The sequence below is a fragment of the Bradyrhizobium sp. CCBAU 21365 genome, from assembly GCF_015291305.1.
Classification (GTDB): domain Bacteria; phylum Pseudomonadota; class Alphaproteobacteria; order Rhizobiales; family Xanthobacteraceae; genus Bradyrhizobium; species Bradyrhizobium elkanii.
Genome location: NZ_CP030036.1, coordinates 2611599 through 2637795, shown reverse-complemented (window position 1 = coordinate 2637795; position 26197 = coordinate 2611599). Strand labels below are relative to the sequence as shown.

The 26197-nt window shown below is 59.5% G+C and carries 22 protein-coding genes and 1 pseudogene; 13 read left to right on the top strand and 10 right to left on the bottom strand.

Going from position 1 to position 26197, the window contains the following annotated elements; genetic code table 11:
- Positions 1-21 precede the first annotated feature (21 nt).
- Positions 22-1605 (top strand): IS66 family transposase, encoded by a 1584-nt coding sequence (locus XI02_RS12095; protein ID WP_018270228.1) that lies wholly within the window; start codon positions 22-24, stop codon positions 1603-1605.
- Here XI02_RS12095 and XI02_RS12090 read toward each other — a convergent pair whose 3' ends face one another.
- Both XI02_RS12090 and XI02_RS12085 read right to left on the bottom strand, forming a co-directional pair.
- Entirely contained in the window at positions 1606-2043 is a 438-nt protein-coding gene (locus XI02_RS12090) for a hypothetical protein (protein ID WP_018270227.1), read from the bottom strand.
- A gap of 145 nt (positions 2044-2188) precedes the next feature.
- Positions 2189-3190 (bottom strand): effector protein NopP, encoded by a 1002-nt coding sequence (locus XI02_RS12085; protein WP_276325455.1) that lies wholly within the window; start codon positions 3188-3190, stop codon positions 2189-2191.
- A gap of 41 nt (positions 3191-3231) precedes the next feature.
- Between XI02_RS12085 and XI02_RS12080 the strand changes: the two are divergent.
- From XI02_RS12080 to XI02_RS12070, 3 genes and pseudogenes are all read left to right on the top strand, one after another.
- A pseudogene (locus XI02_RS12080) lies at positions 3232-4125 on the top strand (IS630 family transposase).
- 431 nt (positions 4126-4556) lie between these two features.
- Positions 4557-5276, top strand: coding sequence for a thermonuclease family protein (locus XI02_RS12075; RefSeq protein ID WP_018270226.1), 720 nt, complete (start codon positions 4557-4559; stop codon positions 5274-5276).
- A gap of 8 nt (positions 5277-5284) precedes the next feature.
- Entirely contained in the window at positions 5285-6034 is a 750-nt protein-coding gene (locus tag XI02_RS12070) for a carbonic anhydrase (RefSeq protein WP_233475711.1), read from the top strand.
- Between the two features lie 841 nt (positions 6035-6875).
- Here the strand turns inward: XI02_RS12070 and XI02_RS12065 are convergent.
- Positions 6876-8018 carry an 8-amino-7-oxononanoate synthase gene (locus XI02_RS12065; RefSeq protein WP_016842069.1) on the bottom strand — a complete coding sequence of 381 codons (1143 nt, stop codon included), beginning with the start codon at positions 8016-8018 and terminating at the stop codon, positions 6876-6878.
- A 579-nt stretch (positions 8019-8597) separates the two neighbouring features.
- Here XI02_RS12065 and XI02_RS46345 point away from each other — a divergent pair.
- Together XI02_RS46345 and XI02_RS12055 are read left to right on the top strand one after the other, a co-directional pair.
- Entirely contained in the window at positions 8598-8759 is a 162-nt protein-coding gene (locus XI02_RS46345; RefSeq protein ID WP_016842070.1) for a Dabb family protein, read from the top strand.
- 506 nt (positions 8760-9265) lie between these two features.
- Positions 9266-9619 carry a hypothetical protein gene (locus XI02_RS12055; RefSeq protein WP_016842072.1) on the top strand — a complete coding sequence of 118 codons (354 nt, stop codon included), beginning with the start codon at positions 9266-9268 and terminating at the stop codon, positions 9617-9619.
- Positions 9620-10319: 700 nt separating this feature from the next.
- On the opposite strand, the gene XI02_RS12050 is transcribed toward XI02_RS12055, so the two are convergent.
- Positions 10320-10901 carry an NYN domain-containing protein gene (locus tag XI02_RS12050; protein WP_016842073.1) on the bottom strand — a complete coding sequence of 194 codons (582 nt, stop codon included), beginning with the start codon at positions 10899-10901 and terminating at the stop codon, positions 10320-10322.
- Positions 10902-11068: 167 nt separating this feature from the next.
- Positions 11069-11332 carry a Flp family type IVb pilin gene (locus XI02_RS46340; protein WP_016842074.1) on the bottom strand — a complete coding sequence of 88 codons (264 nt, stop codon included), beginning with the start codon at positions 11330-11332 and terminating at the stop codon, positions 11069-11071.
- A 977-nt stretch (positions 11333-12309) separates the two neighbouring features.
- Here XI02_RS46340 and XI02_RS12040 point away from each other — a divergent pair.
- From XI02_RS12040 to XI02_RS12030, 3 genes are all read left to right on the top strand, one after another.
- Positions 12310-14025, top strand: a complete 1716-nt coding sequence (locus XI02_RS12040; protein WP_018270225.1) for an MFS transporter — start codon at positions 12310-12312, stop codon at positions 14023-14025.
- A gap of 1180 nt (positions 14026-15205) precedes the next feature.
- Positions 15206-16324, top strand: a complete 1119-nt coding sequence (locus XI02_RS12035) for a branched-chain amino acid ABC transporter substrate-binding protein (RefSeq protein ID WP_026192388.1) — start codon at positions 15206-15208, stop codon at positions 16322-16324.
- Positions 16325-17571: 1247 nt separating this feature from the next.
- The gene (locus tag XI02_RS12030) at positions 17572-17769 is read left to right on the top strand and encodes a hypothetical protein (protein ID WP_016842082.1); all 198 of its coding nucleotides are present in this window, start codon (positions 17572-17574) and stop codon (positions 17767-17769) included.
- A gap of 782 nt (positions 17770-18551) precedes the next feature.
- On the opposite strand, the gene XI02_RS12025 is transcribed toward XI02_RS12030, so the two are convergent.
- The 4 genes from XI02_RS12025 to XI02_RS46335 are packed head-to-tail and all read right to left on the bottom strand — an operon-like array spanning position 18552 to position 21572.
- The gene (locus XI02_RS12025) at positions 18552-19142 is read right to left on the bottom strand and encodes a UPF0149 family protein (protein WP_018270224.1); all 591 of its coding nucleotides are present in this window, start codon (positions 19140-19142) and stop codon (positions 18552-18554) included.
- Between the two features lie 29 nt (positions 19143-19171).
- On the bottom strand, positions 19172-20734 hold the full coding sequence (locus XI02_RS12020) for an IS66 family transposase (protein WP_129964824.1): 1563 nt from the start codon (positions 20732-20734) through the stop codon (positions 19172-19174).
- A gap of 50 nt (positions 20735-20784) precedes the next feature.
- Entirely contained in the window at positions 20785-21138 is a 354-nt protein-coding gene (gene tnpB / locus XI02_RS12015; protein ID WP_018268845.1) for an IS66 family insertion sequence element accessory protein TnpB, read from the bottom strand.
- Complete coding sequence (locus XI02_RS46335) at positions 21135-21572, bottom strand: transposase (RefSeq protein ID WP_038381409.1); 438 nt, start codon at positions 21570-21572, stop codon at positions 21135-21137. The genes tnpB and XI02_RS46335 overlap by 4 nt, the downstream gene beginning before the upstream one ends.
- A gap of 103 nt (positions 21573-21675) precedes the next feature.
- Between XI02_RS46335 and XI02_RS12005 the strand changes: the two genes are divergently transcribed.
- The 4 genes from XI02_RS12005 (at position 21676) to XI02_RS11990 (ending at position 25044) form a co-directional block, all read left to right on the top strand.
- Positions 21676-21861, top strand: coding sequence for a hypothetical protein (locus XI02_RS12005; RefSeq protein ID WP_038376181.1), 186 nt, complete (start codon positions 21676-21678; stop codon positions 21859-21861).
- Positions 21858-23099 carry an MFS transporter gene (locus XI02_RS12000; RefSeq protein ID WP_240536984.1) on the top strand — a complete coding sequence of 414 codons (1242 nt, stop codon included), beginning with the start codon at positions 21858-21860 and terminating at the stop codon, positions 23097-23099. Before XI02_RS12005 ends, XI02_RS12000 begins: the two co-directional genes overlap by 4 nt.
- 17 nt (positions 23100-23116) lie before the next feature.
- The gene (locus XI02_RS11995; protein WP_233475763.1) at positions 23117-24478 is read left to right on the top strand and encodes a condensation domain-containing protein; all 1362 of its coding nucleotides are present in this window, start codon (positions 23117-23119) and stop codon (positions 24476-24478) included.
- Positions 24479-24858: 380 nt separating this feature from the next.
- Complete coding sequence (locus tag XI02_RS11990) at positions 24859-25044, top strand: hypothetical protein (RefSeq protein ID WP_016845961.1); 186 nt, start codon at positions 24859-24861, stop codon at positions 25042-25044.
- Positions 25045-25513: 469 nt separating this feature from the next.
- Here the strand turns inward: XI02_RS11990 and XI02_RS11985 are convergent, their stop codons facing one another.
- The gene (locus tag XI02_RS11985) at positions 25514-26161 is read right to left on the bottom strand and encodes an FkbM family methyltransferase (protein WP_016845960.1); all 648 of its coding nucleotides are present in this window, start codon (positions 26159-26161) and stop codon (positions 25514-25516) included.
- Between the last annotated feature and the right edge of the window lie 36 nt (positions 26162-26197).

Here is a 26197-nt window from a genome sequence, read left to right as displayed (position 1 = left end):
GCATTGCTCCAGCAAACCGTGATGGCGTTGTCGTCACGGCTTGCGGTGTTGTCGGCGGAATGTAGCACGCTGGCGACCGAACGTGATGCGGCGATCGCCCAGCGCGATGCTGCGATCCAGGAGAACGACAAGCTCCTGGTGATCCTGTCGCAGTACAAGCGCACGATCTTCGGTCCCCGCTCCGAGACACTGGATTCCGGACAGCAGTCTCTCTTCACCATTGCGGCGCAGGCGGCTTCTGCGGCCGGCAATGATGATGCGCCCGGGGCCAAGCTGCCCGACAGATCCGAGGCTCGTGGAAAGCAACCGGCGCGACGCAACCGGGGGAGGCTTCCGGAGCATCTGCCGCGCATTGATGTCGTGATCGACGTCGAGACTGACATCTGTCCTTGTTGTGGCGAACGGCTGCACAGGATCGGGGAGACCGTCAAGGAAGCCTTCGATGTCGTTCCGATGCAGTACCGGGTCAAGCGCATCATGCGCCCACGCTATGGCTGCCGGGGGTGCCGCCAGGGTGTGCTGCAGGCGGCCGCGCCGGCCCAGGCGGTCGAGGGCGGGATGGTGACGGAAGCCTTGCTGGCTCACATCGCGGTGATGAAATACGGTTACCAGCTGCCGTTATATCGCCAGGAACAGATGTTTGCCGCGCAGGGCATCGCGCTCGACCGTCAGACGCTGGCTTCGTGGATGGGCCGCGTCGCCTGGTGGCTGAGGCCGCTTCACGCGCTGTTGCGCGACACGGTGATCTCCTTCCCGCGGCTGTTTGCCGATGAGACACCGCTGCCGGTTCTTGATCCCGGCCGTGGCAGGACCAGGATCTGCCAGTTCTGGGCGATCGCCACCGATGACCGGCCGTGGGGCGGCCCGGCACCGCCGGCGGTGGTCTACGTGTTCGCCGAGGATCGCAAGGCGATCCGCGCCAAACAGCTGTTCGGAGACTACCGGGGCATTCTGCAGGTTGACGGCTATGCCGCCTACAAGGGTCTGATCAAGAACGGCGGCCATCTGGTGCAACTGGCATTCTGCTTTGCGCATGCGCGGCGGAAGTTCTGGGACGTTCACGTCGCGACGAAGTCGCCGATTGCCGCGGAAGCGCTGCAACGGATTGCGATGTTCTATGCCGTCGAAGACCGCATCCGTGGTCTGCCGGCGGCGCAGCGGGCTGCGGTTCGGCAAACTGACACCAGACCGCTGATCGAGGACTTCAAGCCCTGGCTCGAGGCGCGGCTGCTGGAAGTCTCGAAGAAGTCTGGCCTTGGCAAGGCCATCCGCTACACCCTAAACCATTGGGAAGGCCTGACGCGCTTCATCGATGACGGACGCATTGAAATAGACAACAATACGGTCGAGCGCACCATCAAGCCGATAGGGCTTGGAAAGAAGAACCATTTGTTCGCGGGCAGCGAAGGCGGCGCCGAGACATGGGCCATTCTCGCGTCGCTCATCAACTCGGCAAAGCTGCAAGATATCGACCCACGGCATTATCTGACCGACGTTCTCGAGCGCATCGTCTCCGGACGCACCAAGATCAATCAGCTGCACACATTGCTGCCGTGGACATGGAAGGCCGAGCGCGATGCTCTGGAGACAAAGCTCGCTGCCTGATCAATTTGACGGGAGGGCGTCGGGAACTTCCTGCGCGTCGCTGGTGTCGTCATAAATCTCTTCGCGGATCACGCGCAGCGTCACCTCGTGCAGATAGACTTGCAGCGCCCTCTCCAGCTCGGTGAACTCCGGCAGCAGAACCTTGTCAACGAAGCCCCGTGACGCGCGGATCATCACCGTGTTGCGTCGCTGGCGGCGGTAACGAAACGGCCGCAGCCCGTATCGGCGGCAAAGTGCCAGAAACAGCTGCCGCGACCATTGGTCAGGAAGTGATAATTGTTGCTCGATCGGTGGATCGTGGCGAGCGAGCTCCTCGACCCGGGCACGCACCCGCTGCAGCGCGGCTTCCGCTGCCAAGCGCTCACCAGCAGTTCCTGCACCCGCGAACAACGCCTCGATCTTCCGAAGCTTCTCGCGCAGCTGCGACTCGCTGGTCATTCTGATCCCCGTTACCCGCTCCAAACCGGGATCACCCCATCACCGCGCGCCGGCAGCGTCAATCATCCCGACCGGGCTATCCAGAGCATTCCGCGCAAGTCAAGCCCGGGCACCAGTGCTCCTCTCGTGACGCTCACGGTTAAAGTCACATAAAGTCATCCTCGTACGCGTATCCGGAGCTTGCTACATGGGTATTACGACGCTCGCCGTCGTCTACTTTAGCGAGATATCGTTCAGGTTTGTTGGCGCGCTGCCATTCACCTGCGCTATTCGTTGTCCATTTGTCAGGATGCTGAGTAGGATCAAGTACCATATTGCAATCGTCGACCTCTACGAAACCTAACTTCGCCGCGCGAGCTTTCGATTCTTCGTTAAGTGGATACCATTTAAGCAACGGTTGCTCGCCTTCTCGCGCATCTCGCCGAAGCTGATATTCGAGTAGAATATCGCCTGCGTTCTCCACCAAGGGATGGGCAAGCTGAAGATCGACGACGGAGGTGATGTGTTCTCGCCCGGGAAACAGTTCTCGCCACCTGTCGTCGTGGAATTCGTTCATGCTGTATCCGCCTTCCGTCCGCAGCAGTGCGACAGTTTTGTTTCCAAGATTATAGCTGTAGTATCGCGCTTCCTCCGAATCTCTGGTCGAGCCGTAGTCCTCCGCAGCCTCTCTGACGTTCTTGGCTCGTGTCGATACGAAACGCGAGTACTCCCGCGGATTCTCGGCGATGCGCATTATTTCATGATCATTTTGGAAGATCTTTGCTTCTCTGCGAAACGTATCCTTGTCGATCGGCTCTATCGGAGGCTTGGTCACGAGGGAATACGTTGGCGCTGCAGAAGAGGAGGTCGGCTCCGCTGCGGACAGGTGCATGTTAGCGAACCTGCCCTCGAAATCTCTGTCATCCGCGTGTTCGTCGTGGGATGCCCACGTAACTGCTTCATAATACCCACCAATTCGACCGTACATGAGGATCCGTACTCCTAAGGCAAGAGGGTTTCTTATTGATTTGAGGCGCTTTGGGCCGCGCCAAAGTAGCCAGGCGAAACTGACCGTAAGCTGACTAGGAGCTTGTTGTTTTCTGGAATCGGGATTCCCCTCGGGTGGGATTTCTGATTCGACCTCCATGCTGGAGGCGGAGGCCAGCATGGATGACGCGCCCCCATTCGGAAGACATCCGCGAATGAGCCATGGCGCGGGCTGACGCGGGCGAGACGGTTCGTTCGATTGCGGAGGCGCTACAGATCAGCCCGTCCCTGCGTGACGAATTGGAAGAATCTGAGACGGGATATCGGGGGCCTGGCCCCGGTTAGATCGGCCGTCATAAGAAGCGGGTTCTGTCGGATACCAACGCCTACTGGCTGCGCGAACGCATTCGCTCGGGGCCATTCACCTTGCGCAAGCTGGGAGCTGACTGCACGGGGATCAAAACAGGCGTGCGGGCGGTGTGGACTGTTGTTCTCGCCGAGGAGCTCAGCTTCAAAAAAACGCTTCTGCCAGCCGAGCAGGATCGCCCAGACGTCGCCCGTAAGCGGACCTGCTGGAAAGCGCACCAAGGCAGGATCAATGTCGCGCGGCTGGTTTTCATCGACAAGACGTGGATCAAGACCAATATGGCGCCGCTACGCGGCTGGAGGCCTTGTGGGCAGCGCCTCCAAGCATCTGCACGTTTCGGCCATTGGAAGACCATGACCTTCATCGCGACGCTGCGTCACGATCGGATCAGCGCGCTGGCCCCATCAATGGTGAGCTCTTCACGCTGTACGTCGAGAACGTGTTGGCCCCTACCCTCGCACCTGGCTAGATCTTTGTTCTCGACAACTATGGCAGCCACAAAGGAAAAGCGACTTGCCAAGCTATCGGCGCCAGAGGCGCCCACCGCATCTTCCTGCCGCCCTATAGCCCTGACCTCAATCCGATCGAGCAGGTCTTCACCAAACTCAAACACCTCATGCGAGCTGCGCCTCGTGATGTCGAGGCCGCCTGGCGAAAGGTTGGTGAACTCCTCAATCTCTTCCGAGGAAGAGTGCACCAACTACCTCAAAACTTCGGGCTACGCTCTGTGTAAAGACAGCATGCTCTAACGGTCGCGCCCGATGTCTGGCACATCGACGAATCTACATCGAACGATCGTGCGCCGTACGATGGCGCTCGCGAACGCGTTGCAAGCCATGTTCATTTACTTTGATTGCTTTCTCTTTCCGGGAGCACTCAGTTGCTTTTTTATGCACCGAGTTCGACGCTGTGCCCGATGATCTTAAGCACGGTGCGGTGTGCGCCAACTGAGAGAGACGATCGAGGCCGGAAGCCCATCGCAACTCACACAAGAAATCGCTTGAATCTCACGTTACGTCAGGCCGTAGGTTGGCAATCACAATCGAGCTTCCACCAACCAAACATCGAATGATGCAGCACAGGCCAAGTAACCGACATGGTGCGATCAAGCAGTCGAATGCGGCGACGCCGGATTGCACGTGTTTCTGAGCGCACGGACCAAGAGCGAAAGGCTGTCGGGATGAAACGTCGCGCGATGATAACCGCATTGCTCGCCATCATCACGTCTCCGGCTTGCGCAGCGAAACTCAGCGGCCCTCCGCGCATCGTCGATGGCAATACCATTGAGATCGAGCAAACCAAAATTCGGCTTTCGGGTATCGAGGCGCCAGAGACGGATCAGATCTGCCTCGACGCCCACGGCCAGAAATGGGCTTGCGGCATAGCTGCTCGCGATGAGCTTATCAGGCATTCGAATGGACGAACGTGGGATTGTCATACCACAGGGGTGGATAAGTACGGCCGGTCACTCGGCAGCTGCTTTATCGCGGGCGAGGACGTGAACGCATGGATGATAAGCTCGGGCTGGGCACTATCATCCGATCCTCACACCTACATTATCTATGAGGTTGTAGCGAGCAATGCCTATGCGGGCCTATGGTCGGGGGCGTTCATCGCTCCTTGGGACTGGCGTCGCCGCAACAAGGGGACGATCGTTGTCGGCGCGAGCTCGATACCGATCGACACTCAGGAACTCCTGCTCGGATCCGCTTTGCTATCCGACCCGCCCTCACCCGAATGTCTGATAAAGGGCACGCTGGGCCGCGGGGGCGAGCGCATTTATCACATGCCCGGGCAACTTGGTTACGGACAAATCGATATGACGAAGAAGCTGGGTGATCGATGGTTCTGCAGCGAAGCGGAGGCTGAAGCCAATGGATGGCGTAAAGCGGCGCGATGAGGCGACACATGCACGCAGACCGTTCCCCTAATATGTCTTGCTCGCCGATGATCAAGCCGTCGCGCCGGTCGCTATTGCTGTCGCTGTTCGCGTTTTCGGCGGTTGGCATGCGGCTCGGCGACAACATCGTTAATGCGAAGGAAGCAAAACAGCTGCCCAAGCCGGACAATCTGCTCTCGCCGGATGCTGCGCTCAGGCGGCTGATCGAAGGTAATGACCGATTTGTCCAGGGCGCATCACGAGGCGACGATTTCAAGCGCGCGCGTCAGGTTTTAGTCGATGGACAAAATCCATATGCGGCGGTTCTGAGCTGCGCCGATTCTCGCATAGCGCCTGAACTTGCTTTTGACAGCGGACTTGGTGACCTGTTTGTCTGCCGCCTCGCCGGCAATTTTGCCAACGATGTCACGATCGCGAGCATGGAATACGCGGTCGCTGTGCTAAATACACCGTTGATTTTAGTACTCGGTCACGATCATTGTGGCGCGATAGACGCCACGATCAAGTCGCTCAACGACGACAAGCCGGCGCCGGGGCATATTCCATCCCTCGTCACTGCGCTTGCGCCTGCCGTTCGGAAATCGCGCCAGCAACCCGGTGATGCGTTCGCCAATGCCACCCGGCAAAACGTAATCGATAACGTCGAGAAACTTAAATCGGCGGGCCCGGTTCTGAACGCGGCAGTTGAGCAGAACAGACTAGAGGTCGTCGGGGGTCTGTACCGGCTCGACACCGGCAGGGTCGATCTACTGAACTGACCTGCACTTTCGCAGTCGTTTGAACCGCCCAGCACGGCTTCGGTTGCGTTCCGCAAAACTCACCCGTCCATCGGTAGATGCACCGGATGTGATCCGCTGCACAATTGACATACAGCTTCGGGACAGGACACCACTTTGTATGCGCGGGCTCTTTATCCTCCTCTTACTCTACGTACTTGTGTTGGCAACGCGCGGCCAGCACCCACACAATTCATGCCGCGACCGAACAGGGTCAATGCCTTCCGTCAATGCACTGGTCAACACAGTTGGCTGAAGCCGCAGAAATACGCTGCGATGGATGTCGGGATCGAAGCGGGGCTCGGCGACACCGGACAAATTTCATATCCTCGCCCGATCATCCGTTTTGGAACCGATAGAGATCGTTCCGTTAAGCCCCCCGACTCAGATCGGGCTGAAGATCACATACAGCAGAATTAGGATCACGACGGCGGTCCAGCCTGCTGATGTGAGGAACACTGTTGCTCGCGACGGCATCTGACGGTCTCTCCTGCATCAGCCAACGAAGCGACCGCCAATCTCGGAAACGCAGCATCGCTGAAACTGTAAGACCATACTTTGGATCCGCAATAAACCGGCAATTTTCGCGCGCGCGACAGTTGCGATCACGGGCTGGAACGCAGAATATTCTTCTGCGCGTCGCCTACATCCGTCGAGCCTGGCACTCAAGGATTGATGGACGTCCTGAGAACTTGTCCAACGAGCTGTAGTAGCTCTGCGCGGGTGCGCCTTGCCAATTTGAATTCCGAAGCGGGTGCGTCGGCAAGCACCTGTGAAGACCGTTTTGCCGATCCCGACATCAGCCTGGTCATCCTGCGCGGCCTCACTGCACGTCGCCCCAGGTCTCCTCGACCAACGCATCGATCATGTCGGATACATCATCTTGCCCGACGTTAAGTGTCAGCGAGATCCGCAACCGTGCCGTTCCCACAGGCACCGTTGGCGGCCGTATCCCGCGGATATCAAAGCCGCGCGCCTGTAGCGCAGAAGCGAGCCGCATCGCACGGGCGTTGTCGCCCACAACATAAGGAACGATTTGTGAATTCGAAGAGCTCGCGCGACCGCACACAGCGAACTGCCGATGTGCAAAGTCGATCAAATCGATCAGATGCCGTTGCCGGTCGGGTTCCTCCTGCAGGATTAAGATTGCCTCTCGCACCGCGACGGCCATTAGGGGTGACGGAGCGGTAGCGAAAATGAATGGACGGCACCGATTGACCATGAAGTCGCGCAATACGCCGGAAGCCGTGACAAGGGCACCCGCCGCGCCCAGCGCCTTGCCGCAGGTGTGGATCACTAAGAGATTTTCGCGCCCTTCATAGGGCGCAGTAAGGCCCCGTCCCTGCTCGCCGTAAACACCTGTGGCATGTGCCTCATCCACGACCAGAAACGCTTCATGGCGCTCGGCGATTGCGACCAGATCTGTAAGCGGTGCGAAGTCTCCGTCCATACTGTAGAGGCTTTCTACCACGATCCAGACGCGTCCCTTTCCGCCCCTGGCGCGCCAGTCGCCAATCGTGTCTTCGATCGACTGGGGGTCATTATGGGCGCTTATCCGGAACTCGGCTCGGCTCGCTCGTGCGCCTTCATGAATGCTAGCATGCACGAGCGCGTCGAGAACAAGCAAATCGCCTTCCTGCGGCAGCGTTGTCAGAACGGCAAAATTTGCGATGTAACCGCCGCCGAAGAACAGTGCTGTCTCCGTTCGGAAGAACCGCGCCGCATCCGCTTCGAGAGCTTCGTGCTCCTCACAATTTCCGCGCAGGAGCCGTGACCCACCGGCTCCGATCGGCGTTCCGGCATCGAGCGCGGTGAACAACGCCTTCTTCATACGGGGCGCACTCGCCAGCGCCAGATAGTCGTTTGAAGCAAAATCGGTCCCTTTGCGCGGCTTCAGGCCACGGAGCCGATCGTCTTCATTCAAGGCTTTTAGGGCCGAGACATAGCCATCAAGCGGCGTATTCATTGATCGAATTTCCTACCGCCCGCGGCAGCGCGCTACCGACCGAGTCTTCGTGGCACGGATCTCAGCTTGAGTCATGTCATCGACGCACGACAATTTGCAAGCAAATCGAAGCGCCGCTGGCCGAGAAGCACGGCACCTAAAGTCCATCGGTAATGGACTGCCCTCCGGCGAACAAGCCTCCTGCTCGGCCGAATCCCGCTTTTGGCCGTCGCGACCAAACGCACCAAGATCGCTCAGCGGCGCGACTAATCGTACATCTTTGACTTGCAAGCAGGCTCCCTCACCCAACGTCCGCCGAGAGAGTGAACCAGTGGCGGTGCGGGCCATTCCGCCCTCATCTAGCTATGTGGCAGATTGTGCTTCCTCATGCGCGCGCAAACTTTGTACAAAACGGACAATCGGAGCGCGTTTGCTCAGGGAGCATGATCTGATCGTATCAGGAGCGCACGTTCCGTACCGGAGCACTCGCGACACCATTGTCAATTCCAGCGCTTCAAACCATGGACCTTCATGACGCGCTGCGGCGTGACAACCTAACGATAATTGTCTAACCGACTTGCAAACAAGCTTCGGACCATCATGCTCCTGCCGGTTTTCACAACAATCCCACATGCACGTCGGCTCGAGATCGCTCGCAATCGCAAGATCGACCAGTTCGACAACGATATCGACGTCGTGGTCTATGCCGAATTCGACAACGAGACGGAAGTCGGAGCTCGTAAAGCGCATGGCCTATGCTAGGAGGCGATCAGGCTGGTACGACCACTCCGGGAGAAACGATTTGCGGCCGACTACGATGTGCGCACAGATACGCGCTTAGCCGCGGAAGAAGGAATGAGCCAGCTTGGCCGCCGCGCATGGCCTACGTGCGGATGTTAACCCGACGGTCGACGCCAAGAGTCTGCGCCACCCAACGGAGCGGCGCAATTCGATACCTGATGTCTGGCGGTGTTTGTTTTTGCCCCGCTTCCCGGTTGCCGATCACGGCTAGAAAGCGCGCCGGTGCCGGGAGTGCATCGACCTCAAAACCGGCACGGGTTTCGTGCGAAACGGGCGTGCGCGCTATCATCGTCGACGCGCACCACAAGGGCACGTTCTGAACCATCCGCGCCATGATAATCGAACGCAACGGTCGAGCCGTGCCGCAATGGCGGGCGCAAGCAGTGACAATTGCTAGTGCTCGATGCCGTTGGACGGTACAATGGGCTCTTACCTAGGGACCGCCCCGGACACAGGGGACCGGCGACATGTACCGGTACGTCGCACGCGCCAACATCGATCGCTATCTCAGCGTGCTCTACAGCGCGGATATCACCAACTATGAGCGACAAACGGTCACGAAGTTGCTGCTCGGCGAGTTGGACAAGCTCCGTCATGATCCCACGCAGCTTGAGTTTGCCGAAAAGCGAGCCGCAAACGGCCGCGAAAGGGTCAACCACGCCAGGCGACTTTGCGCATCTTATGCGCTCGGCACAACAGAGCGCGAAGAATCGGATAGGTTGTTAGCAGACGTTGAAAGTCTTCACATCCTGCTAGATGCTTTTATGGCGGCTTGCACGAATTCTCGCGGCATCCTAGCACGGCGATTTGATCGTAGATGACGCTAAGTGCTGCACGACATCGACTTGATCTTCGTCGTCAAGACTCACTCATAGCCAAGTTTGAATGGCGGAGATCAAATTTGCTCACTGCGGCTTTATCTCGTGAACCACGATCCGGGCGATGAAAATTCATCAAGAGAGGCACTTCAAGGCCGGTTTCATGCGTGAGCTGGGCCAAAATTGCATTCAAACATCGCGCTAACTGAAGACAATGATGGCATGAAAAGCTTCTCGTTGGCGAAATGGACCAAGAGCAGGATATGGCCAGTCATTTCTACCGACTGCTTTACCGATTCCGCATGCGGGCATATGCTGAAACATTGTTTCGGCGTAGCACGCACGAGAAGCAGGAAGGGCTGTGGCTGCGGTGCAGCCTGATGCGGCTTGGGAGCGAACTACGACAATCCAACCACCGGTCCAGCGCACCGTGTCAGCCGGTGCGAGATGCGGCCGAAGCTATCGTCAGACCCACCTGAGGACGCCGGACGTCGCGCTGCCGAGAGCGCACCGCGTTACAAGCAACAAGCGCTGTTGGAGCCGACCGTTGCGAGAGAGGATGGCATCGGCGTCTAGAACACCATAACAGGCGCGAGACGCCCCTGGCAGGAGCAAGCCATCATGTGATGGTCGTGCTGTCGGATGGCGCCGGCGGGACTGCCGGGTATCATGGCCACTTGTCGTCCCCGCATCACCATATGCGCTATTCCGCGCTGGCTGACTCTCGCTTGCCAGCCCCCGTCGCGGGCCCGAGCCGTTCGGTCGGATCGCGGCCCAATTTCGGCTTCAACTGTGCTAGTTCAATAAAGTCGTCTGCCTGCCGCCGAAGCTCGTCTTCGATCATCGGCGGCTGGATCGTATTGGTGGAGATGACGGTGACACTGACGCCGCGGCGCTGCACGGCCTCGACCAAGGAACGGAGGTCGCCGTCACCAGAGAACAGGATCATCTGGTCGATATGCCCCGCGAGTTCCATGGCATCGACCGCAAGCTCGATGTTCATGTTACCCTTCACTTTACGCCGACCGCTGGCGTCAAGGAATTCCTTGGTTGCCTTCGTGACGACGGTGTAGCCATTATAGTCGAGCCAATCGATGAGCGGACGGATCGACGAATACTCCTGATCCTCGGCAGTCGCCGTGTAGTAGAATGCCCGCAGCAACCGGCCCGCCCTCCGATACTCCTCAAGCAGGCGCTTGTAGTCGATCTCGAAACCAAGCGCCTTGCAGGTAGCGTGGAGGTTGGGACCGTCGATAAAGATGGCAAGCTTTTCGAATCGGGACATCACTGCTCCGGCTTGCAGAATGGTTGCGCGGGGCCGCGCAGGCTGTGAACTAGCCACTTACGAGGAGCTGGAGGGTCGGCGGCGAAGGGGCCTCTTCCAATGGCATGGGACGAGATTTCTATCGAGCTCATAACACCGGTCGCGTTTCTTATTCCATCGACTTCACATCATCGGCCCAAGGATCCAGCGGAGGCCTTTTCGAAGTTCTGTTGCTTGCCTGTGCCGGGTTCGCGTGCGAGATCCATCTTGTCGAACTCGCCGGTCGAAACGCTGCGCGCAGGCACAGCACTGCAATCAGCGTTATAGTTTGCACGAAGACCGTTGAGCGCAAGGATAAGTGCAACGGAGACCGCCACCGCGATCAGACCGTACTCGATGGAGGTCGCCCCAGTCTTGTTCGGCCAAAACCGCTGAAAAGCGAATGATCTCATGACAATGTCATTTCTGGCGCCCTCCGGGCCTGGAATTCTGCTGTAGCAATTCCGGTCACTCCCAGCCCTTATTGCTATGTCACGTGACGTTATCTTAAATCTTCACGACATGCGCTTTGAGGCGCACAGTCTCCTGCTTGCGCATCGCTCTTCCACTGCTCATCTGTCGTCCCCGATGATCTAGAGCGGCTCTGCCATGTCCGTCTGCCATGCCGGCAATGAATACCTCGATTCCCTTCGGCTGCGCTCGAACGAACTCAGTACGCAAGGGACGAACCAGCTCGTTTCCTATCCCCCGAGCGTCTCACGTGCACCTTCACCCGAGAATTGACCATCCCGAGCAGGTTTTGACATCATGACCCAGCCTAAGATCCCGCGCCTGGTCTAAATGCCGCCGTGGCACACTAGCGCAGCAATGCGGTCATCAGCCCCTCGCGAAAAGCGGATGCAGCTGCAGCAATGAACTCGGCATTTCGCGTCTAAATCATCCGGGCGGACCTCTCTTAGAGGCTGACTGATGCGCCGCCCCAAAAGAATCCCGCGAGATGGAGATGCGGTTCCTGGGAGCTAGTTCAGCTTCTCGCAATGCAGACCGTGTCCCGCTTAGAGGTCTCGCGCATTGTCCGCCTCGTACAAAACTGGGCATCTGCCAGCGAGCACAACCTCTCAACAAGAGCATACAACCAGCGTGCTGGAGCGAATAGGTATGAGGCAGGCTTTAAGTCATCCGATCACGATTAGAAAGCGATCCTACTGCGATAGGAGATTGCAGCACCGGCGATGGTGACTGTTCCTGTTTTCTGCGCCGCTGCCTTTGCTATCAGGCGCAAGGCGACAGAAGCAGTAGATCACTGTCAACCAAACGCGATCGAAGCATCTCATTTCACGACCATGCCAGGATCTGACGCGATATCGCGCCAGGAACACCCTTGTGATCCCTAGCAAGATCAAATCATGGTAGATTATCACGAGCTGATATGACCGATTCACCTCAAGCCCAGACACGTAGCGCCGACGGCATCACGGCGCCGCTGCGGCACGCGACCTTCAGGCGCATCTGGCTCGCGAGCCTCCTGTCCAATGTCGGTATCCTGATTCAAGGTGTTGGCGCAGCCTGGGCCATGACGCAGATGACGTCGTCGGCCGACAAAGTCGCGTTGGTGCAGACCGCGCTGTTACTGCCAGTGATGCTGATTTCGATGCCAGCCGGGGCGATCGCGGATATGTATGACCGCCGCATCGTGGCGCTGGTCTCCATTGGATTGGCGCTCGCCGGAGCGACCGGGTTGACGGTGATTGCCTGGCTTGGCTTGGCCACCCCAAACCTCTTGCTCATGCTATGCCTCGTTGTCGGCAGTGGCATGGCGTTGATGGGACCGGCCTGGCAATCGTCGGTTAGCGAACAAGTTCCCCTGGAAGCACAGCTGCCTGCGGCGATCGCTCTGAACGGCATCAGCTACAATATCGCGCGGAGCATAGGTCCGGCAATCGGCGGAGTCGTGGTGGCAACCGCGGGTGCAGTGGCCGCTTTCGCGCTCAACACGTTGCTGTATGTGCCGCTGATTATCGCTTTGTTGCTTTGGAAACGCATCAGCGCACCCTCACGCCTGCCGCCTGAAAGATTGAGCCGCGCGATGGTTTCTGGCGTACGCTATATCAGCAATTCGCCGTCGATCAAGATTGTGCTGATCCGTAGCCTGGTAACCGGCATCATTGGCGGTGCGATCACCGCTCTGATGCCGCTGGTGGCGCGCGATCTCTTGCATGGCGACGCGCAGACCTACGGCATCATGCTTGGCGCTTTTGGCCTGGGTGCGGTGGTCGGTGCACTGAATATCACCGAGCTGCGCAAGCGATTGAGCGGCGAGGCCGCGATCCGCGCCTGTGCGCTGTCCATGGGCGCGGCGATGGCCGCGGTTGCGCTCAGTCACGAGCCCGTATTGACCGCGGCGGCGCTCGTCCTGGCGGGAGCCGTATGGATGATGGTGTGGGCGGTATTCAACATTGGGGTGCAGCTGTCGGCGCCGCGCTGGGTGGCCGGACGCTCGCTTGCAGCCTATCAGGCGGCGAGCTCAGGCGGGATTGCCGTCGGCAGCTGGGGTTGGGGCCGTCTGACCGACGCGGCCGGCGTCGAAACGGCGCTGCTGGTATCGGCCGCCCTAATGCTTGCCTCACCACTCATCGGCCGCTGGCTGCCCATGCCCCGCATCGGAGCGCGGGGTGAGGAGCCTGAGCCGCTCGCCGACCCCGAGGTACGGCTCGCCTTGACCGGACGCAGCGGCCCGCTCGTCGTGGAGATCGAATACCGCGTTGCACAGGAGAATGCCAGAGCGTTTCATAGTGTTATGCAAGATGTGCAATTGTCTCGCCAGCGCAACGGCGCCTACGGCTGGTCGATCGCGCGCGACATTGCCGATCCGGAAATGTGGACCGAGCGCTATCATTGCCCGACCTGGCTCGACTACTTGCGTTGGCGGAACCGCTCGACGCGGTCGGAACGTATACTAGAGCAGCGGGCAATTCATTTCCACGTCGGCCCCGCGCCGATACGGGTCCGTCGTATGCTGGAAAGGCCGTTCGGCTCGGTACACTCGAACGACGATGCGACCGAGTACGCAGCTGGCGAAATGCGAGGGGAGATCGCAACCCCGACGAAGGCATTACGTAGCCGGCCACTCCGCCCAATCAAGTGACCCAGCCTGCTGGCAGGGGCCGGAACGCAGCAATCAACACTTCATCACACGAAAGGCGCCTAGCTGGACGCTCCTTGCCTTGCCCTCGCGAAAATCGACGAAGGCGTCAGGCCGACTAAGCGATAATCGCGCGACGATTTCCGTCAAGCGCAATGAAACGCTCGGGCTTTGTAAGCTCTTGTTCGACGCGCCTACTCGCGTACGGTGGCTTTGCTGTTGGCCAGCCGTACATCTCCCGATGGTCGCGTCACCAAGCTAGTCTAGCAATACGTTGTGCTCGCCTGCCGTCGGCGGCGCTTCCTTGGATGGTGGGCCCTCAGCTTCGCCCCGGGCGCCAAATCACCATTCGACGCTCGCCGCATAAGAGCTGTCTATTTCTGACGTTTCGAGCCTCCATCCGCCCCACTTCTTACGCCGAACTTCAACAGAATACCGCTGAATAATGCCGCAAAAATGCAGCATTCACCCGGACGACGCGGAAATAGCGCAACCAGAATCGCATAATTTGCTGTCGAAGCTCAAAGAGACGAGCTGCTGCTGCGCGTCTCTCCTTAGCTGCAATCGAGGGTGCGCTTCATGGGCAATCATGATCTTGTCTCCGGTAGCCTCCTTGTGCTGACCGCGACCAGCTTCGCACTACTCTGCTCGAGCCTGCTCGTCTTTGCCTTCATTTGAAACCGCGCTGGTTGCCTTGCGCGTGTTATCAAGGCGATCACGCCGTCGAGCATCAAGTGTTTCTGCGTCTCGAAAGACGATGATCGCGCACGAGCTGAACGACCGTCTCTCGTTTCGGCTCGATCGACCGCGTGGCTCAAGCGACGACGCTTCTGACGCGACGAGCCTGTACGTTACGGACCGATCTATCTCTTTCATAAACACCCGATTCAGCTAGTCTCCAACTAAGATAGCCCTGTTCGTTGAGCTAGCGGGCGGTATGAGATTGGACGCGCAGCGATGGGCTGTCTGCCGATAGCTCCCGAACCGTTGTATATTCCTGCAGTACGAACCGTTGTCTCATCAAGTCAAGGTAGACTCCTGCTCTCACATAGCGGCGCAATCGAACGGTTCGATGCGCGACCGTCACTTTATCTCGGGCTGCTTCCTGCCACTGACCGCCGCGCGGTCGCCTTGCTCTGCTCAAGCTTGCTCGCCGCCGCGTTCACCCCTGTGAGGACTCCCCATGAAATCACTTAAGCTAATCGGCTTTGCACTTGGAGCATCGATTGTGCTATTCACCGCGGCATTGGCTGAGGAAATCACCATCGCCGTCGCTGGACCGATAACCGGGGGCGAGTCCGCCTTCGGTCGGCAAATGAAGAACGGCGCCGAGATGGCGGTGGAGCAGATCAACGCTTCCGGCGGCGTACTCGGCAAGAAGCTAGCCCTCGACATCGAGGACGATGCCTGCGATCCCAAGCAGGCGCGATCGGTAGCGGAAAAGGTCGCTGCCGCCAGGATCCCGTTCGTTGCTGGGCACTTTTGCTCTTCGTCATCGATCCCGGCCTCGGAAGCCTATGCGGATGGCGGTGTGCTGCAGATCACGCCGGCTTCGACCAACCCGCTATTCACCGAACGCAAGCTATGGAACGTGGCGCGCGTCTGCGGCCGTGACGACCAGCAGGGCCAGGTTGCCGCCCAGTATATCGCGAAGCAATTCAACGGCAAGAACATCGCGATTCTGAATGACAAGACAACGTATGGAAAGGGACTTGCCGACGAGACGAAGAAGGCACTCAATAAGGCCGGTGTCATTGAAAAGATGTACGAGTCCTACAATAAGGGCGACAAGGATTTCAATGCGATTGTCTCGCGACTGAAGCGTGACAATATCGACCTCGTCTATGTCGGCGGCTATCACCAAGAAGCGGGCCTTATCTTGCGCCAGATGCGCGATCAGGGCCTCAAGACCGTCCTGATGTCGGGTGACGCGTTGGCTGATAAGGAATATGCTTCGATTACCGGCGCAGCTGGAGCAGGTACGCTCTTCACTTTCGGGCCCGACCCACGCAAGAAGACGACGGCGGCTGCGATCGTCGATAAGTTCAGAGCCAAGAATATCGACCCCGAGGGCTACACGCTATATACCTACGCTGCGGTGCAGGTCTGGACGCAAGCCGCAACGAAAGTTGGCACCGTAGATCCGAAACAGGTGATGGACACGATTAAAGCGGGCTCTTGGGACACTGTGATCGGCACACTGCAATACGACGCCAAGGGCGACATCAAGCAGCTCGACTACGTCGTTTATAGGTGGGACGACAAAGGTGGCTATAGCGAGACTAACCCGACCGCGTTCTGACGTATCTTAGTGCAAGATATCAAAGTTAGCGTCCCCATGGAGGTAGGACGGGGATCAATCTCGATCGATCGATTGCTCCAAGGCAGCAAGCTGCCGCCGGAACAAATTGAATGTCTGCGGTCAGCGTATGCTCGGACAATGCGCTCGCTCCGCTTGGTTGATCGAGACGACCCTATCGCCGAAATCGTCGCAAAGAAGGTCATCGAGATTGGCACAAGCGGGGTTGGCGATCCAGCAGACATATCAAAGCGCGTCATCGAGCAGCTCGGTGTCCGCAAACCGCCATCGGTCTAAAGCGAGCGCCGCGCATATGCGCAGTTTGGATCTAGTTTCCGATCGATGCACAACCTGCACCGGTTCGACGCCTCACGGGCCGGACTCAATTGAAGCTGATGACTTGGCCCAACGCAGACGTTTAGCGGCGGCACGAATAAGGCGTCCCTTCGCCGGACTGTAGTCACCGGTTTCGGCTTATGGAGAGTTTCGGCTATCAGGCCACGCGACGCGCATTAGCTCGGGCGCTTCGTTCCACGAAAAAGTTCGACCGGAAATTGAGCGGCCCCGCCTCGGGGAAACAAGGCGGGGCCGCTCCCCCTCCCCCTGGGGCCGCCGCGCTGCGGATCACAGCGGAAATCGTCTAGTTGCCGTCCTCTGTCACATATGATCACACGCCCAAGCGATTCACCTGGATTGCGGCTTCCGGTCCTCGCTACTTTCCGCGACGTGCCGCAAGACGAGCTGAGAAAGCTGCACTACCAGATTCTTGAGACGCGCTATTTCCTGCCTGCACCGCGCCAACTCTCGTTCTTTTTCTGTCACTATCGACACTTCGGAGCGGTCCCCGGCCGCATGGCTCATGCTGGACCTCATTTCGAGTAGGTGATCACGAGCGACGGCTCAAGCACATCCTTCGCTTGGATTGTACTGGAGTCCCGTATTTTTACGCCGTTAAACACGGTACGCTGCGGTCGGACGATCTCGCTACCTCGGCTCAGTGTGCCATTGCGGTCACAGATCCGAGCATTCCGTACAGAATCTTGGCGGGCATGACGGCCAACACGATCGAGCAGAAGCGCCGCCTCCCTTTCTTATCTGCGCGGCTTGAGCTCGTGGGCTGCTGGACAATGGTCGTCTTCATGTCCCCGTCATGCAGCAAGACGTCGCCGATGCATGCGGCCTCTCGACTGCGCAAGCGAATCGGACGATCCCGGAGCTTAGGCGTAGGGAGCTCATTGAATGGAACGGTCATGCTGTTGATTTTCTGCGAGATCAGTTCGAATTACTGGGGGAATTCCGCGCTCATGCTTCCTGCGCTGAATTTCTTTGGCCGCCGCTTCGTATTCTTCGTACAAGCAAATCAACAAGCGCACGCCAGTTCCGATCCGTACCGACGCTATTCGACCTGCAGCCGCGTTCGCTCGGCTGTGCTTTCTGGAACCACTTGAGCGTGATTACAGCGTGCGCGACCTAACCTGCGGTCGCAAAGCTTCGTCGCTGCAGTGATCTGTGCGGAGACTCCACAAACCGCGCTGGTAAAATCTCCAAGCGCTCACGTGGTACAAGCACAGGCACATAAGCAGAATATGGCATGCACTGTTGCGGCAGCTCGCGGATTGATTAGCTGCCTGTTAGAAATCGGAGTTCAGATTTTAATGGCGCGCGCCGCAGCTCAAACAACTTGATTCGTACCTAGCGTCACGTTGTAGCATCTCAAAGCAGGACGCGAGGGGCCTCGGACAAGCCAGCGGGGCTCCTCCGCCAGAGGCGCGACAACGACACCTAAGCGGTCGACTTTGCTTTACGAGGATCGTCAAGAACATATCGATAAGATGAGTGGCGTCGAGGATAGATGATCCCGGGCTGTCGGCGCATTGGTGAGTATCGCCTTGGTAAAAAAGGAAACAACGCCAGACCGACATCAATCCTTTTGTGATTAGAAATTTGCGGTGAATGCATCACCGCAAATAACCGTCGGCAGCCCTCCCTCTGTCGACGCGAGCTGGCGCGACGCTTAGCAGCCTCGTTCGCCCAGACTGACTTCCGCCCGGCCCTCGAATGAGGCCGGGCTTTTTTCCGATAAATGCGCAGCTTTGCTGTTCCAGCTAACCCCCGTCTGATGATTGCTAGAAGTTTAGGAGACAACAGTCCTGGTGGCCTTCGAAATGCTGCCCGCATGGCCTTTGTGACGCTTAACCGTAACCGGTATGAGCTCCCACGTCGGCGGTGATCAGCGTGCGCGTGCGTAGCGGATCGGCATCCAGTATTGGCGCATGGCCTCGACGGCTGCGGGAATATCGAGGTGGGCGTTGCGCAGAGAGTCTCGGGTCTCGCGGCCGGTCCGTGGCGGTCCGAGCAGCGGACCGGCCTGATCGTCGCGACAGTGAAGCAGGATGGGCAGAAGCAGGCGGTGATTGACGTTGCTGGCGTCCAGCAATGGCGCCCACGCCGACAGCCTGAGCCGCATCGCGGCGTAGAATCCCTGGCACCATGGTCGCGGATCGACGACGCCGTTGGGTTGACGCCGGTGCATCGGGGCGAACTGGTTAGGCGTGGTGGAAAGGATCTGGCTGATCTCGTTATGACGCAGCGCGACGGCGGAGATCGCAGCGAACTCCGGGGTGCCGCCGTGGTTGAAGGCATCGGCATCGATGGCAAGCAGTGGGCATATCCAATCGAGCGGGCTCATCGACACCGGTCCGGCCACGATCGCGGCGACGTAGCCGTCGAGCATGGGGAGACCGGTGGCGGCGGGATGCTGATCGACGCGGGCCTGGAGCCATTGCTCGAGCTCCGCAAGCGGCATGGCGGCGGCCGCCATCGACGATGAAGCTTTAGGGCGACGTGGGCTCATGCTGCAGCCTGTGCGATGCGCTCACGGGCCGCCTTCCAGTTCCAGACGAGCAGCTCGTGGAGCTGGTGGCTCTTGGTTCGCCCGGAGACAATCCGCTCCAGCACGTCCGTCAGATAGATCTGAGGATCGAGTTCATGGAGTTTTGCCGTGTTCACGATCGACGACAGGATCGCCCAGCTCTCGGCGCCGCCTTCGCTGCCGCTGAACAATGAGTTGCGTCTTCCCATGGCAATCGGGCGCATGGAACGCTCTACCGTGTTCGAATCGACCTCGACGCGGCCGTCGCGAAGAAACAGCGTCAACCCGTCCCAGTGATTGAGTACATAGTTGATCGCCTCCGCCAGCTTCGACTGCGAGAAGAGCTGGCCAACCATTGTGGTCAATCGTGCCTTGATCGCCTCCATCAACGGAGCGGTCCTGGCGCGACGGACGGCGAGCCGCTGCTCGGCGCTCGAGCCGCGGATCTCGGCTTCGATCGCATAGACCGCCTGCAGGCGTTCGATCACCTCGCGCGCGAACGGCGACTGCGTCGTCTTGAACACCTCGACGAACTTACGGCGGGCATGGGCGAGACAAAAGGCGAGCTGGATCTCGCCGCCATGATCGCGGGCGAGCGCCTTGTAGGCGGCATAGCCGTCCACCTGCAGAATGCCGGAAAAGTCCGTCAATTGTCCGGCGATCTGCTCCGTGCCGCGGCCGGCAGCGAACACGTAGGCAACCGCCGGCGGCGAGGGCCCGCCCCATGGTCGGTCATCCATGGCATGCGCCCAGAACTGGCAGATGCGGGTGCGATGTCGTCCGGGGTCGAGCACCGGCATCGGCGTCTCGTCGCAGAACACGCGCGCCGCGCTCTGGATCGTCCTCAGCTGAAGCTCATAGAGGCTTTTGAGCCACCAGGCGGCACGCCTCACCCAGCCGGCGAGCGTCGCGCGGTCGAGCTGGATGCCCTGGCCGGCCAAGATCTGCACCTGCCGGTACAGCGGCAGATACCAGGCGAACTTCGAGACCACCACGTGGCTCACGAGTGCGGTCGAGGCCATGCCGCTCTCGATCAGGCGCGGCAGCACCTTCGCTTGGACCACACCATCGGTGCAGCTGCGGCAGCCAAATTTGGGACGGATCGTGCGCAGCACCCGCAGGATCGCCGGGATGATGTCCAGCACCTCGCTGACGTCCTCGCCGATCTTGTGGAGCTGACCCTGGCAGCACGGGCAAGCCGTCGCCTCCGGCTCCAGCACCTGCTCGCAGCGCGGCAGGTGCTTTGGGAGTGCGCCGATGTTGCGGCGCGCCTTCTTCCGCGGCGGCTTGCCAAGCGGCTTCGCCGCTGCCGCATCGTCGTTGGCAGCGGCAGGTGGCGTGGCGTCGGTCTCGAGATCGCCCAGCTCAAGCGCGAGTTGCTCGTCCACGAGCACCGCAAGTCGCTCCGAGCGCTTCCCGAAGATCATCTCCTTGAGCGTCTGCATCGCCACGCGCAGCTTCTCGTTCTCGGCGTCAAGCGCGAGCACCATCTCGGTCAGAGCTGACGGATCGGTCGGGAGAGCGTCGGGGCGAATCGCCATGACCAGACGATACATCCGCGCGCGACACGCTCCAGCGAAATCCTCGCCTCTCAGCCGACAACGGCCGGCTGCTTCACAGGCTTGGGTGAGACACGCGTCCACTCGAGCCCGTCGACCAGCATCGCGAGCTGCGTCGCACTCAAACGCACCGCGCCGTCGCGGATCGGCGGCCAGGTGAAATGCCCTTCGTGCAACCACTTCGTTACAAGCACCATGCCGTTGCCGTCCCACGCCAGCAGCTTCACTCTGTCGGAACGTTTGGAACGGAAAACGAAGACGGTGCCGTCATAAGGACTCGTGTGTAACGCTTCGCTCACCAGCGCCGACAGCGTGTGCACCGACTTGCGAAAGTCGACCGGCTGGGATGCCAGCATCACCTTGAGGTCGGGCCGCAGCGCTATCATCGATCGCCTCTGAGCACCGACAGCACCGTGCAAAGCGTCGCAGTGTCCACTTCTCCCTCGACGCGAATGCGCGCCCCACTCACCTCGATCTCGACCACCCCACAGGCCATGGTCGGCGGCGCGGTCACCTTCAAGGGCCTCGCTTGCGCCGACGCTGCGAGCTGGCCGCTCTCGGCGCCAATCTGGATCGGCACGAAGCTCGGCGCCTTGCCGGCCATTGCCGTAATCTGGCGTCGCCACACCGTGAGCAGCCCGCGGGAAACGCCGTTGCGCCGCGCTACCTCGGAGATGTTCGTGCCTTCCTCAAAACTCTCCGCCACGATCCGGGCCTTCTCCTCGCCCGTCCATCGTCGCCGCCGGCGCTCCCCGGTGATCACCTCGACACGACGATAGGAGTCACCTTCCTGCCTGGCATCAAGCATGGCATTTACCATCGATCCACCTCCTCCGAGCAACTCATGCCAGGCTCTATCGCGCGTAAGCCCAGGGTGGGCTAGGTGGGGGCCTCATGCCGGTTACGCTGAATACGAGCACGTATTGTTCGAACAACCGCACGGCCATCCGGCCGCCGAGGCTGCGGGGAAGCCGCTGCACCGAGGCAGGATCGGTCGTTACGTCCAAGATCTGACGCGAGCCCAGATCGAGGAATTCGAGCAGATCGCCGAAAGTGAGCTGAGCCGACTTGGGTATCTGTCGGCTCCCCGCCTGTCTGGCGACGCGTGAGCCGCCCGCGCTGTTCCGCCGCGCCTCGTGGACTGCCACGAAGCTATCTTGCGCTGCTCGTCGGCCAGACCATTTCGCTGCTGGGCTCTAATGTAACCTTGCTGGCGCTGCCGCTAACCGCAATCACGTTGCTGGACGCGGGACCGGCGCAAACGGGGCTGCTGTTGGCCTGCGGTCGAGCGCCGTACCTGGTGGTGAGTCTGTTCGCCGGGGTCGTCGTGGACCGCCTCCCGCATCGGCGGATCCTTTTGACCGCCAATCTGGTGATGGCGGCGACGCTGGCCACAATTCCCTTGTTCGCCAACCTTGGACATCTTGGACTGGTTCAGTTGTACACGACGAGCATGCTGGTTGGGGTTGCCGCAGTGATCGCTGACGTGGCTTATCTGGCGTGCATACCCACCCTGCTAGATCGCTCACAGCTGGTTCGGGCACAGAGTTCATTGGAGCTCAGCCAAGCGGGCGCGATGGCAGCAGGTCCGTTCCTGGCCGGTTGGCTCGTCAACGAATTCTCTGCCCCGACCGCAATACTGGCGGACTCGATTTCATTTTTGCTTGCCGCCGCGTTGCTGTCTCTGGTGCCCCTGCGTAACGCTGGGTGCTCGGAGGCCGCGCCGAGAGCAGTGCTCGGCCAAGTCGCCGAGGGTTTGGTAAGCCTGTTCGGCAATCCGGTTTTGCGGGCAGTCACGTTGGCGAGCGGCACATTCATCTTTTGGCACAACGCGTATTCTGCGGCGTTTCTGCTGCATTTGACCAAGGATCTCGGGTTTGACAGCCGGCTCGTCGGCATGGCGCTCGGCATCGGTGCGCTTGGCGGTGTGGTCGGTGCGGCTAGCTCACCGCGGGTGGGCCGGGCGATCGGCCTCGGCCCAACTTTAATGATCGGTTTGGCGGTGAGCGCCGGCGGAATGAGCTTGGCGGCCCTGCTCACCCAGCCCTGGTGGGCCGCAGTGGCATGCGTGACCCTCTCTCAATTCATGCTGTGGATCGGCCAAGGGATCTACAACGTGCAGCAGGTTCCCATTCGATATGCGTTGGCCCCGCCGCACTTACAGGGCCGGATCAATGCGAGTATCCGCAGCGTGGTGTGGGGACTGGCCTCATTGGGGGCGCTCGCCGGCGGCGCGGTCGCTGCTGCGACGAGCCTGCGCACCACGTTGCTCGCGAGCAGCGTGCTTGGCATGGCCTCCATAGTGTGGATTTGGCCGCTGCGCCAGGCGCGCAGCTTGCGTCTATGACCGCGACGGACTGGCTCATGGACATCAAAGAATTTGGCGATCTTGATCGGCAGCCTGGGCGGCTAATGGTTTGGCGGATCAACGTCACCGAGCCGATCAGCTGGCGGGCTGACCCGCGCCGCCCGTCCTATGTGCAAGAGGAACATCTTCGCTCTGCGGACGATGGCCGACCGGGCTGGCTCGGCGCAGCATTCGAGTTGCCAGGCGAGCTCAATGCCGCTGCGCTGACCAAAGCGATCCTTGGCTGGGTCGATCGGCACGAGGTATTACGCAGCCGATTGGCCAAGGATGGATCGGCAATGCGTCGCGCCACGATTGATCCAGGCGCTGCAGCGCTTGAGCAAACCGTGGTGAGTGACTGCGCCGATAGCGGCGAAACTGCTCAGCTGCTCGAAAAACTGTTTGACGCGGAGACCAACCCGCTGCGCTGGCCGGCGTACGTCTTCGTGACGATCAGCCGGCCGACATCCACGAGCCTCCTGCTCGCCTCCGACCACTCTGTTAGCGATGCCTACTCGATGGCCTTGGTACCGTATGAGATCCACGAACTGTACACAGCCGCGATCCGTCGAGTGGAACCCCAGCTGGCGGCGGTGCACAGCTATCTGGATCACGCCGAGGCCGAACGAGAGCGATTGACCGATCTAACCGATGACCATCCTGCTATCTGCCATTGGCGCGAGCTGATCGCGGCGAACGGCGGTCAATTGCCGGACTTTCCGCTATCATTCGATACGCCGGAGAAATCCTTGCAGCGGAGCGGAAAAATGTGGCTGCTCGATGCGGCTGGCGCATGCGAATTCGATCGCGGCTGCAGGTCCCAGGGCGGAAACGCGGCGACGGGAATTTTCGCCTGTCTGGCGCTGGCAGGAAAGACACTGGCGAACCAACGACAATTCCACGCCGTTGCACCCTTTCACACCAGGTACGATCTGCGATCGATGCGTTCGGTTGGATGGTATGTCGGGATGAGCCCGGTGAGCTTCCGGGTGGCCGATACGTTGCCGGAAATCCTGAACGCCGCCCGGTTCGAACTCAAACGCGCCAAGAAAACGGCTCAGGTGCCATTTTCAAAGGCCATGGAGCTGCTCGGCACCACACTGCGCGACCGTTTCATGGTATCCTATATGGACAATCGGACGGTGCCCGGATCGGACCGCTGGCCCCATTGGCGGACGCGATTTCTGATTAGCCGTAGCTCCGATGCGTGCGAGACATACCTATGGATCAGTCGCTGGCAGGACGGAATTTCCGTGAACTTCCGCCACCCTGGTACAGCCACCGCGCGAAGTGCGATGGACAACTATCTTGCTGAGGTGGCCGCGCAGGCCCATCTGATCAGCGGCGCCCGTCCGCTACCGCGGCTCTCAATCGACTGACAGGATGGCCGAGAGGTTAGCGTTCTTGACCAAGAACCGCTCGCGTTACGATCACGATCATTCGGGTGACCGGAAGGGAGCTAAATTAAGGAGCCGAGAGCGCCATCTGCTCCGAGGCGGGCGCAAGCATAGGCCCTATCTGCTCTATCTTTTGGTTCGGGCGACTTTCTCGCGCGTGGCTTTGCGAGCGATCAAGATGATCCTCGCCAGAGGCCAAGTCGACACAATTCTTGCTCCGGACAGCAACGTGCGTAGTGCCGACCAGGATTTCGGGTCTACCACCAGCCAGATATTGCGATCAATTGCGAGTTAGCATCCTCACATCCATGCCTTTCTTGCATTGAGCTAGCGATGGCACGGTCATTGCAAGTCTTCGTTCAATGAATGGATTCGCCCCCACACGGCAGGCGTTGATTTTACGGGATCATGCGCTGATGCAGGCATATTCGTGCATGAAGGCGCAGAGGCTCATCGACGATGCTTTGTGCCAGCGACGTATCACGGAATACAAGCTGCAGCCGATGAGCGGCGACGAACTCGCTATCCAACGCCCCACTGGCGATTGACTTGGGCTGGAGACGAATGTTTCGGCATGACGGAACAATAGCGGTGGAAAGCGCGTAATTGAAGTGGCGCATCTTAAGGATCTACGAGAACTGATGCAGCTGCTTTGGCATTTGTTCGAAGCAGTGAACCGCCTTCCGAGGGGGCCAGAGCATACAGCAGCAGTTCGGACGATTAAGCGCTTTGAGCGTCGGCTGGCAGTATTGGTTCAGGCATCTGAGAAAGCTCGAGCTGCTCGCCCCGGAGTCGCGAGCCGTGCCGCCCCGCCAAACAAATGATCGTCAAACGATAATAGTATTTATCGAAGGTACCTAAGTGCGCTATCGCCAAGGCCTGCATAGCGACCGAGACGGGAACGTGAGGCTTGCAGCATCCATTCGCGCGGTGATCGGCCGTCCTGCGGCGCTGCGCCGCAGAGAATCCGAGGCAGGTCTTCCGGGGAATGACGACCAGGGCCGGATGTGATAGGCGCTAGAAGCGTGTATTCTTAAGCAATACATCACCTTCCACAGCGCGGGGATAATGAGCCGCCACTTCGAATGACGGCAATAGATCAAGAATAGCCTGCAGCGACAGCTGACCTTCGTAGAGCTCTCGGTCGCTATACTCCGTGTACACGAAGCGCGTATTGCTCAAGGTCTGCATGCCGCCTGCAATGACGTCGGCCTCCGCGCCTTGGACATCCATCCAAATGAAGTCAACCGTGTTCAGCTTAGCCTCGCTGCACCAATCGTCCAGCCGCCGGGTTTCAACCGAGAACGGGCGATCGAACCGAACCCAATCATACTCGGTAAGATGGTTTTTCGGTCGGCGTATCGAGCCGGAGAGATCCCATTCTTTTGCTTCTCCATCTGCATTGCTTGGATGGAAATCGATCGTCCCGTTTCTATCACTGATCGCGATTTCAAGCAGCTGCACCTTATCGAGGGAAAGGCCCAACTTCTTCTTGAAGCGCGCGATCGCCCGAGGGTCCGGCTCGAAGCAGTAAAGCTGAGCTTGTGGGCACAGGGTAAGAAACTGTTGCGTATCGGTTCCGTCATTGCAGCCGATATCCAAGATGACCGGATCGGGCTTCTGAAGAAGTGAAACGATATGCTGATGTACTTCTACAGACGACACAGGTTGTTTTCCTATTGGCGCGGAGATCGGTTGGAT

What these genes read in the sequence shown, in the direction of transcription:
- XI02_RS12075 (WP_018270226.1), top strand. Translation starts at nt 4,557, where the DNA reads ATGAAACGTCGCGCGATGATAACCGCATTGCTCGCCATCATCACGTCT.
- XI02_RS12095 (WP_018270228.1), top strand. Translation starts at nt 22, where the DNA reads ATGGCGTTGTCGTCACGGCTTGCGGTGTTGTCGGCGGAATGTAGCACG.
- XI02_RS46345 (WP_016842070.1), top strand. Translation starts at nt 8,598, where the DNA reads ATGCTCCTGCCGGTTTTCACAACAATCCCACATGCACGTCGGCTCGAG.
- XI02_RS12050 (WP_016842073.1), bottom strand. Translation starts at nt 10,901, where the DNA reads ATGTCCCGATTCGAAAAGCTTGCCATCTTTATCGACGGTCCCAACCTC.
- XI02_RS11990 (WP_016845961.1), top strand. Translation starts at nt 24,859, where the DNA reads ATGAATGGATTCGCCCCCACACGGCAGGCGTTGATTTTACGGGATCAT.
- XI02_RS12020 (WP_129964824.1), bottom strand. Translation starts at nt 20,734, where the DNA reads ATGGCGATTCGCCCCGACGCTCTCCCGACCGATCCGTCAGCTCTGACC.
- tnpB (WP_018268845.1), bottom strand. Translation starts at nt 21,138, where the DNA reads ATGATAGCGCTGCGGCCCGACCTCAAGGTGATGCTGGCATCCCAGCCG.
- XI02_RS11995 (WP_233475763.1), top strand. Translation starts at nt 23,117, where the DNA reads ATGGACATCAAAGAATTTGGCGATCTTGATCGGCAGCCTGGGCGGCTA.
- XI02_RS46340 (WP_016842074.1), bottom strand. Translation starts at nt 11,332, where the DNA reads ATGAGATCATTCGCTTTTCAGCGGTTTTGGCCGAACAAGACTGGGGCG.
- XI02_RS46335 (WP_038381409.1), bottom strand. Translation starts at nt 21,572, where the DNA reads ATGGTAAATGCCATGCTTGATGCCAGGCAGGAAGGTGACTCCTATCGT.
- XI02_RS12035 (WP_026192388.1), top strand. Translation starts at nt 15,206, where the DNA reads ATGAAATCACTTAAGCTAATCGGCTTTGCACTTGGAGCATCGATTGTG.
- XI02_RS12025 (WP_018270224.1), bottom strand. Translation starts at nt 19,142, where the DNA reads ATGGCGGCCGCCGCCATGCCGCTTGCGGAGCTCGAGCAATGGCTCCAG.
- XI02_RS12065 (WP_016842069.1), bottom strand. Translation starts at nt 8,018, where the DNA reads ATGAATACGCCGCTTGATGGCTATGTCTCGGCCCTAAAAGCCTTGAAT.
- XI02_RS12030 (WP_016842082.1), top strand. Translation starts at nt 17,572, where the DNA reads ATGCTGTTGATTTTCTGCGAGATCAGTTCGAATTACTGGGGGAATTCC.
- XI02_RS12085 (WP_276325455.1), bottom strand. Translation starts at nt 3,190, where the DNA reads ATGCTGGCCTCCGCCTCCAGCATGGAGGTCGAATCAGAAATCCCACCC.
- XI02_RS12070 (WP_233475711.1), top strand. Translation starts at nt 5,285, where the DNA reads ATGCACGCAGACCGTTCCCCTAATATGTCTTGCTCGCCGATGATCAAG.
- XI02_RS12055 (WP_016842072.1), top strand. Translation starts at nt 9,266, where the DNA reads ATGTACCGGTACGTCGCACGCGCCAACATCGATCGCTATCTCAGCGTG.
- XI02_RS12040 (WP_018270225.1), top strand. Translation starts at nt 12,310, where the DNA reads ATGACCGATTCACCTCAAGCCCAGACACGTAGCGCCGACGGCATCACG.
- XI02_RS12090 (WP_018270227.1), bottom strand. Translation starts at nt 2,043, where the DNA reads ATGACCAGCGAGTCGCAGCTGCGCGAGAAGCTTCGGAAGATCGAGGCG.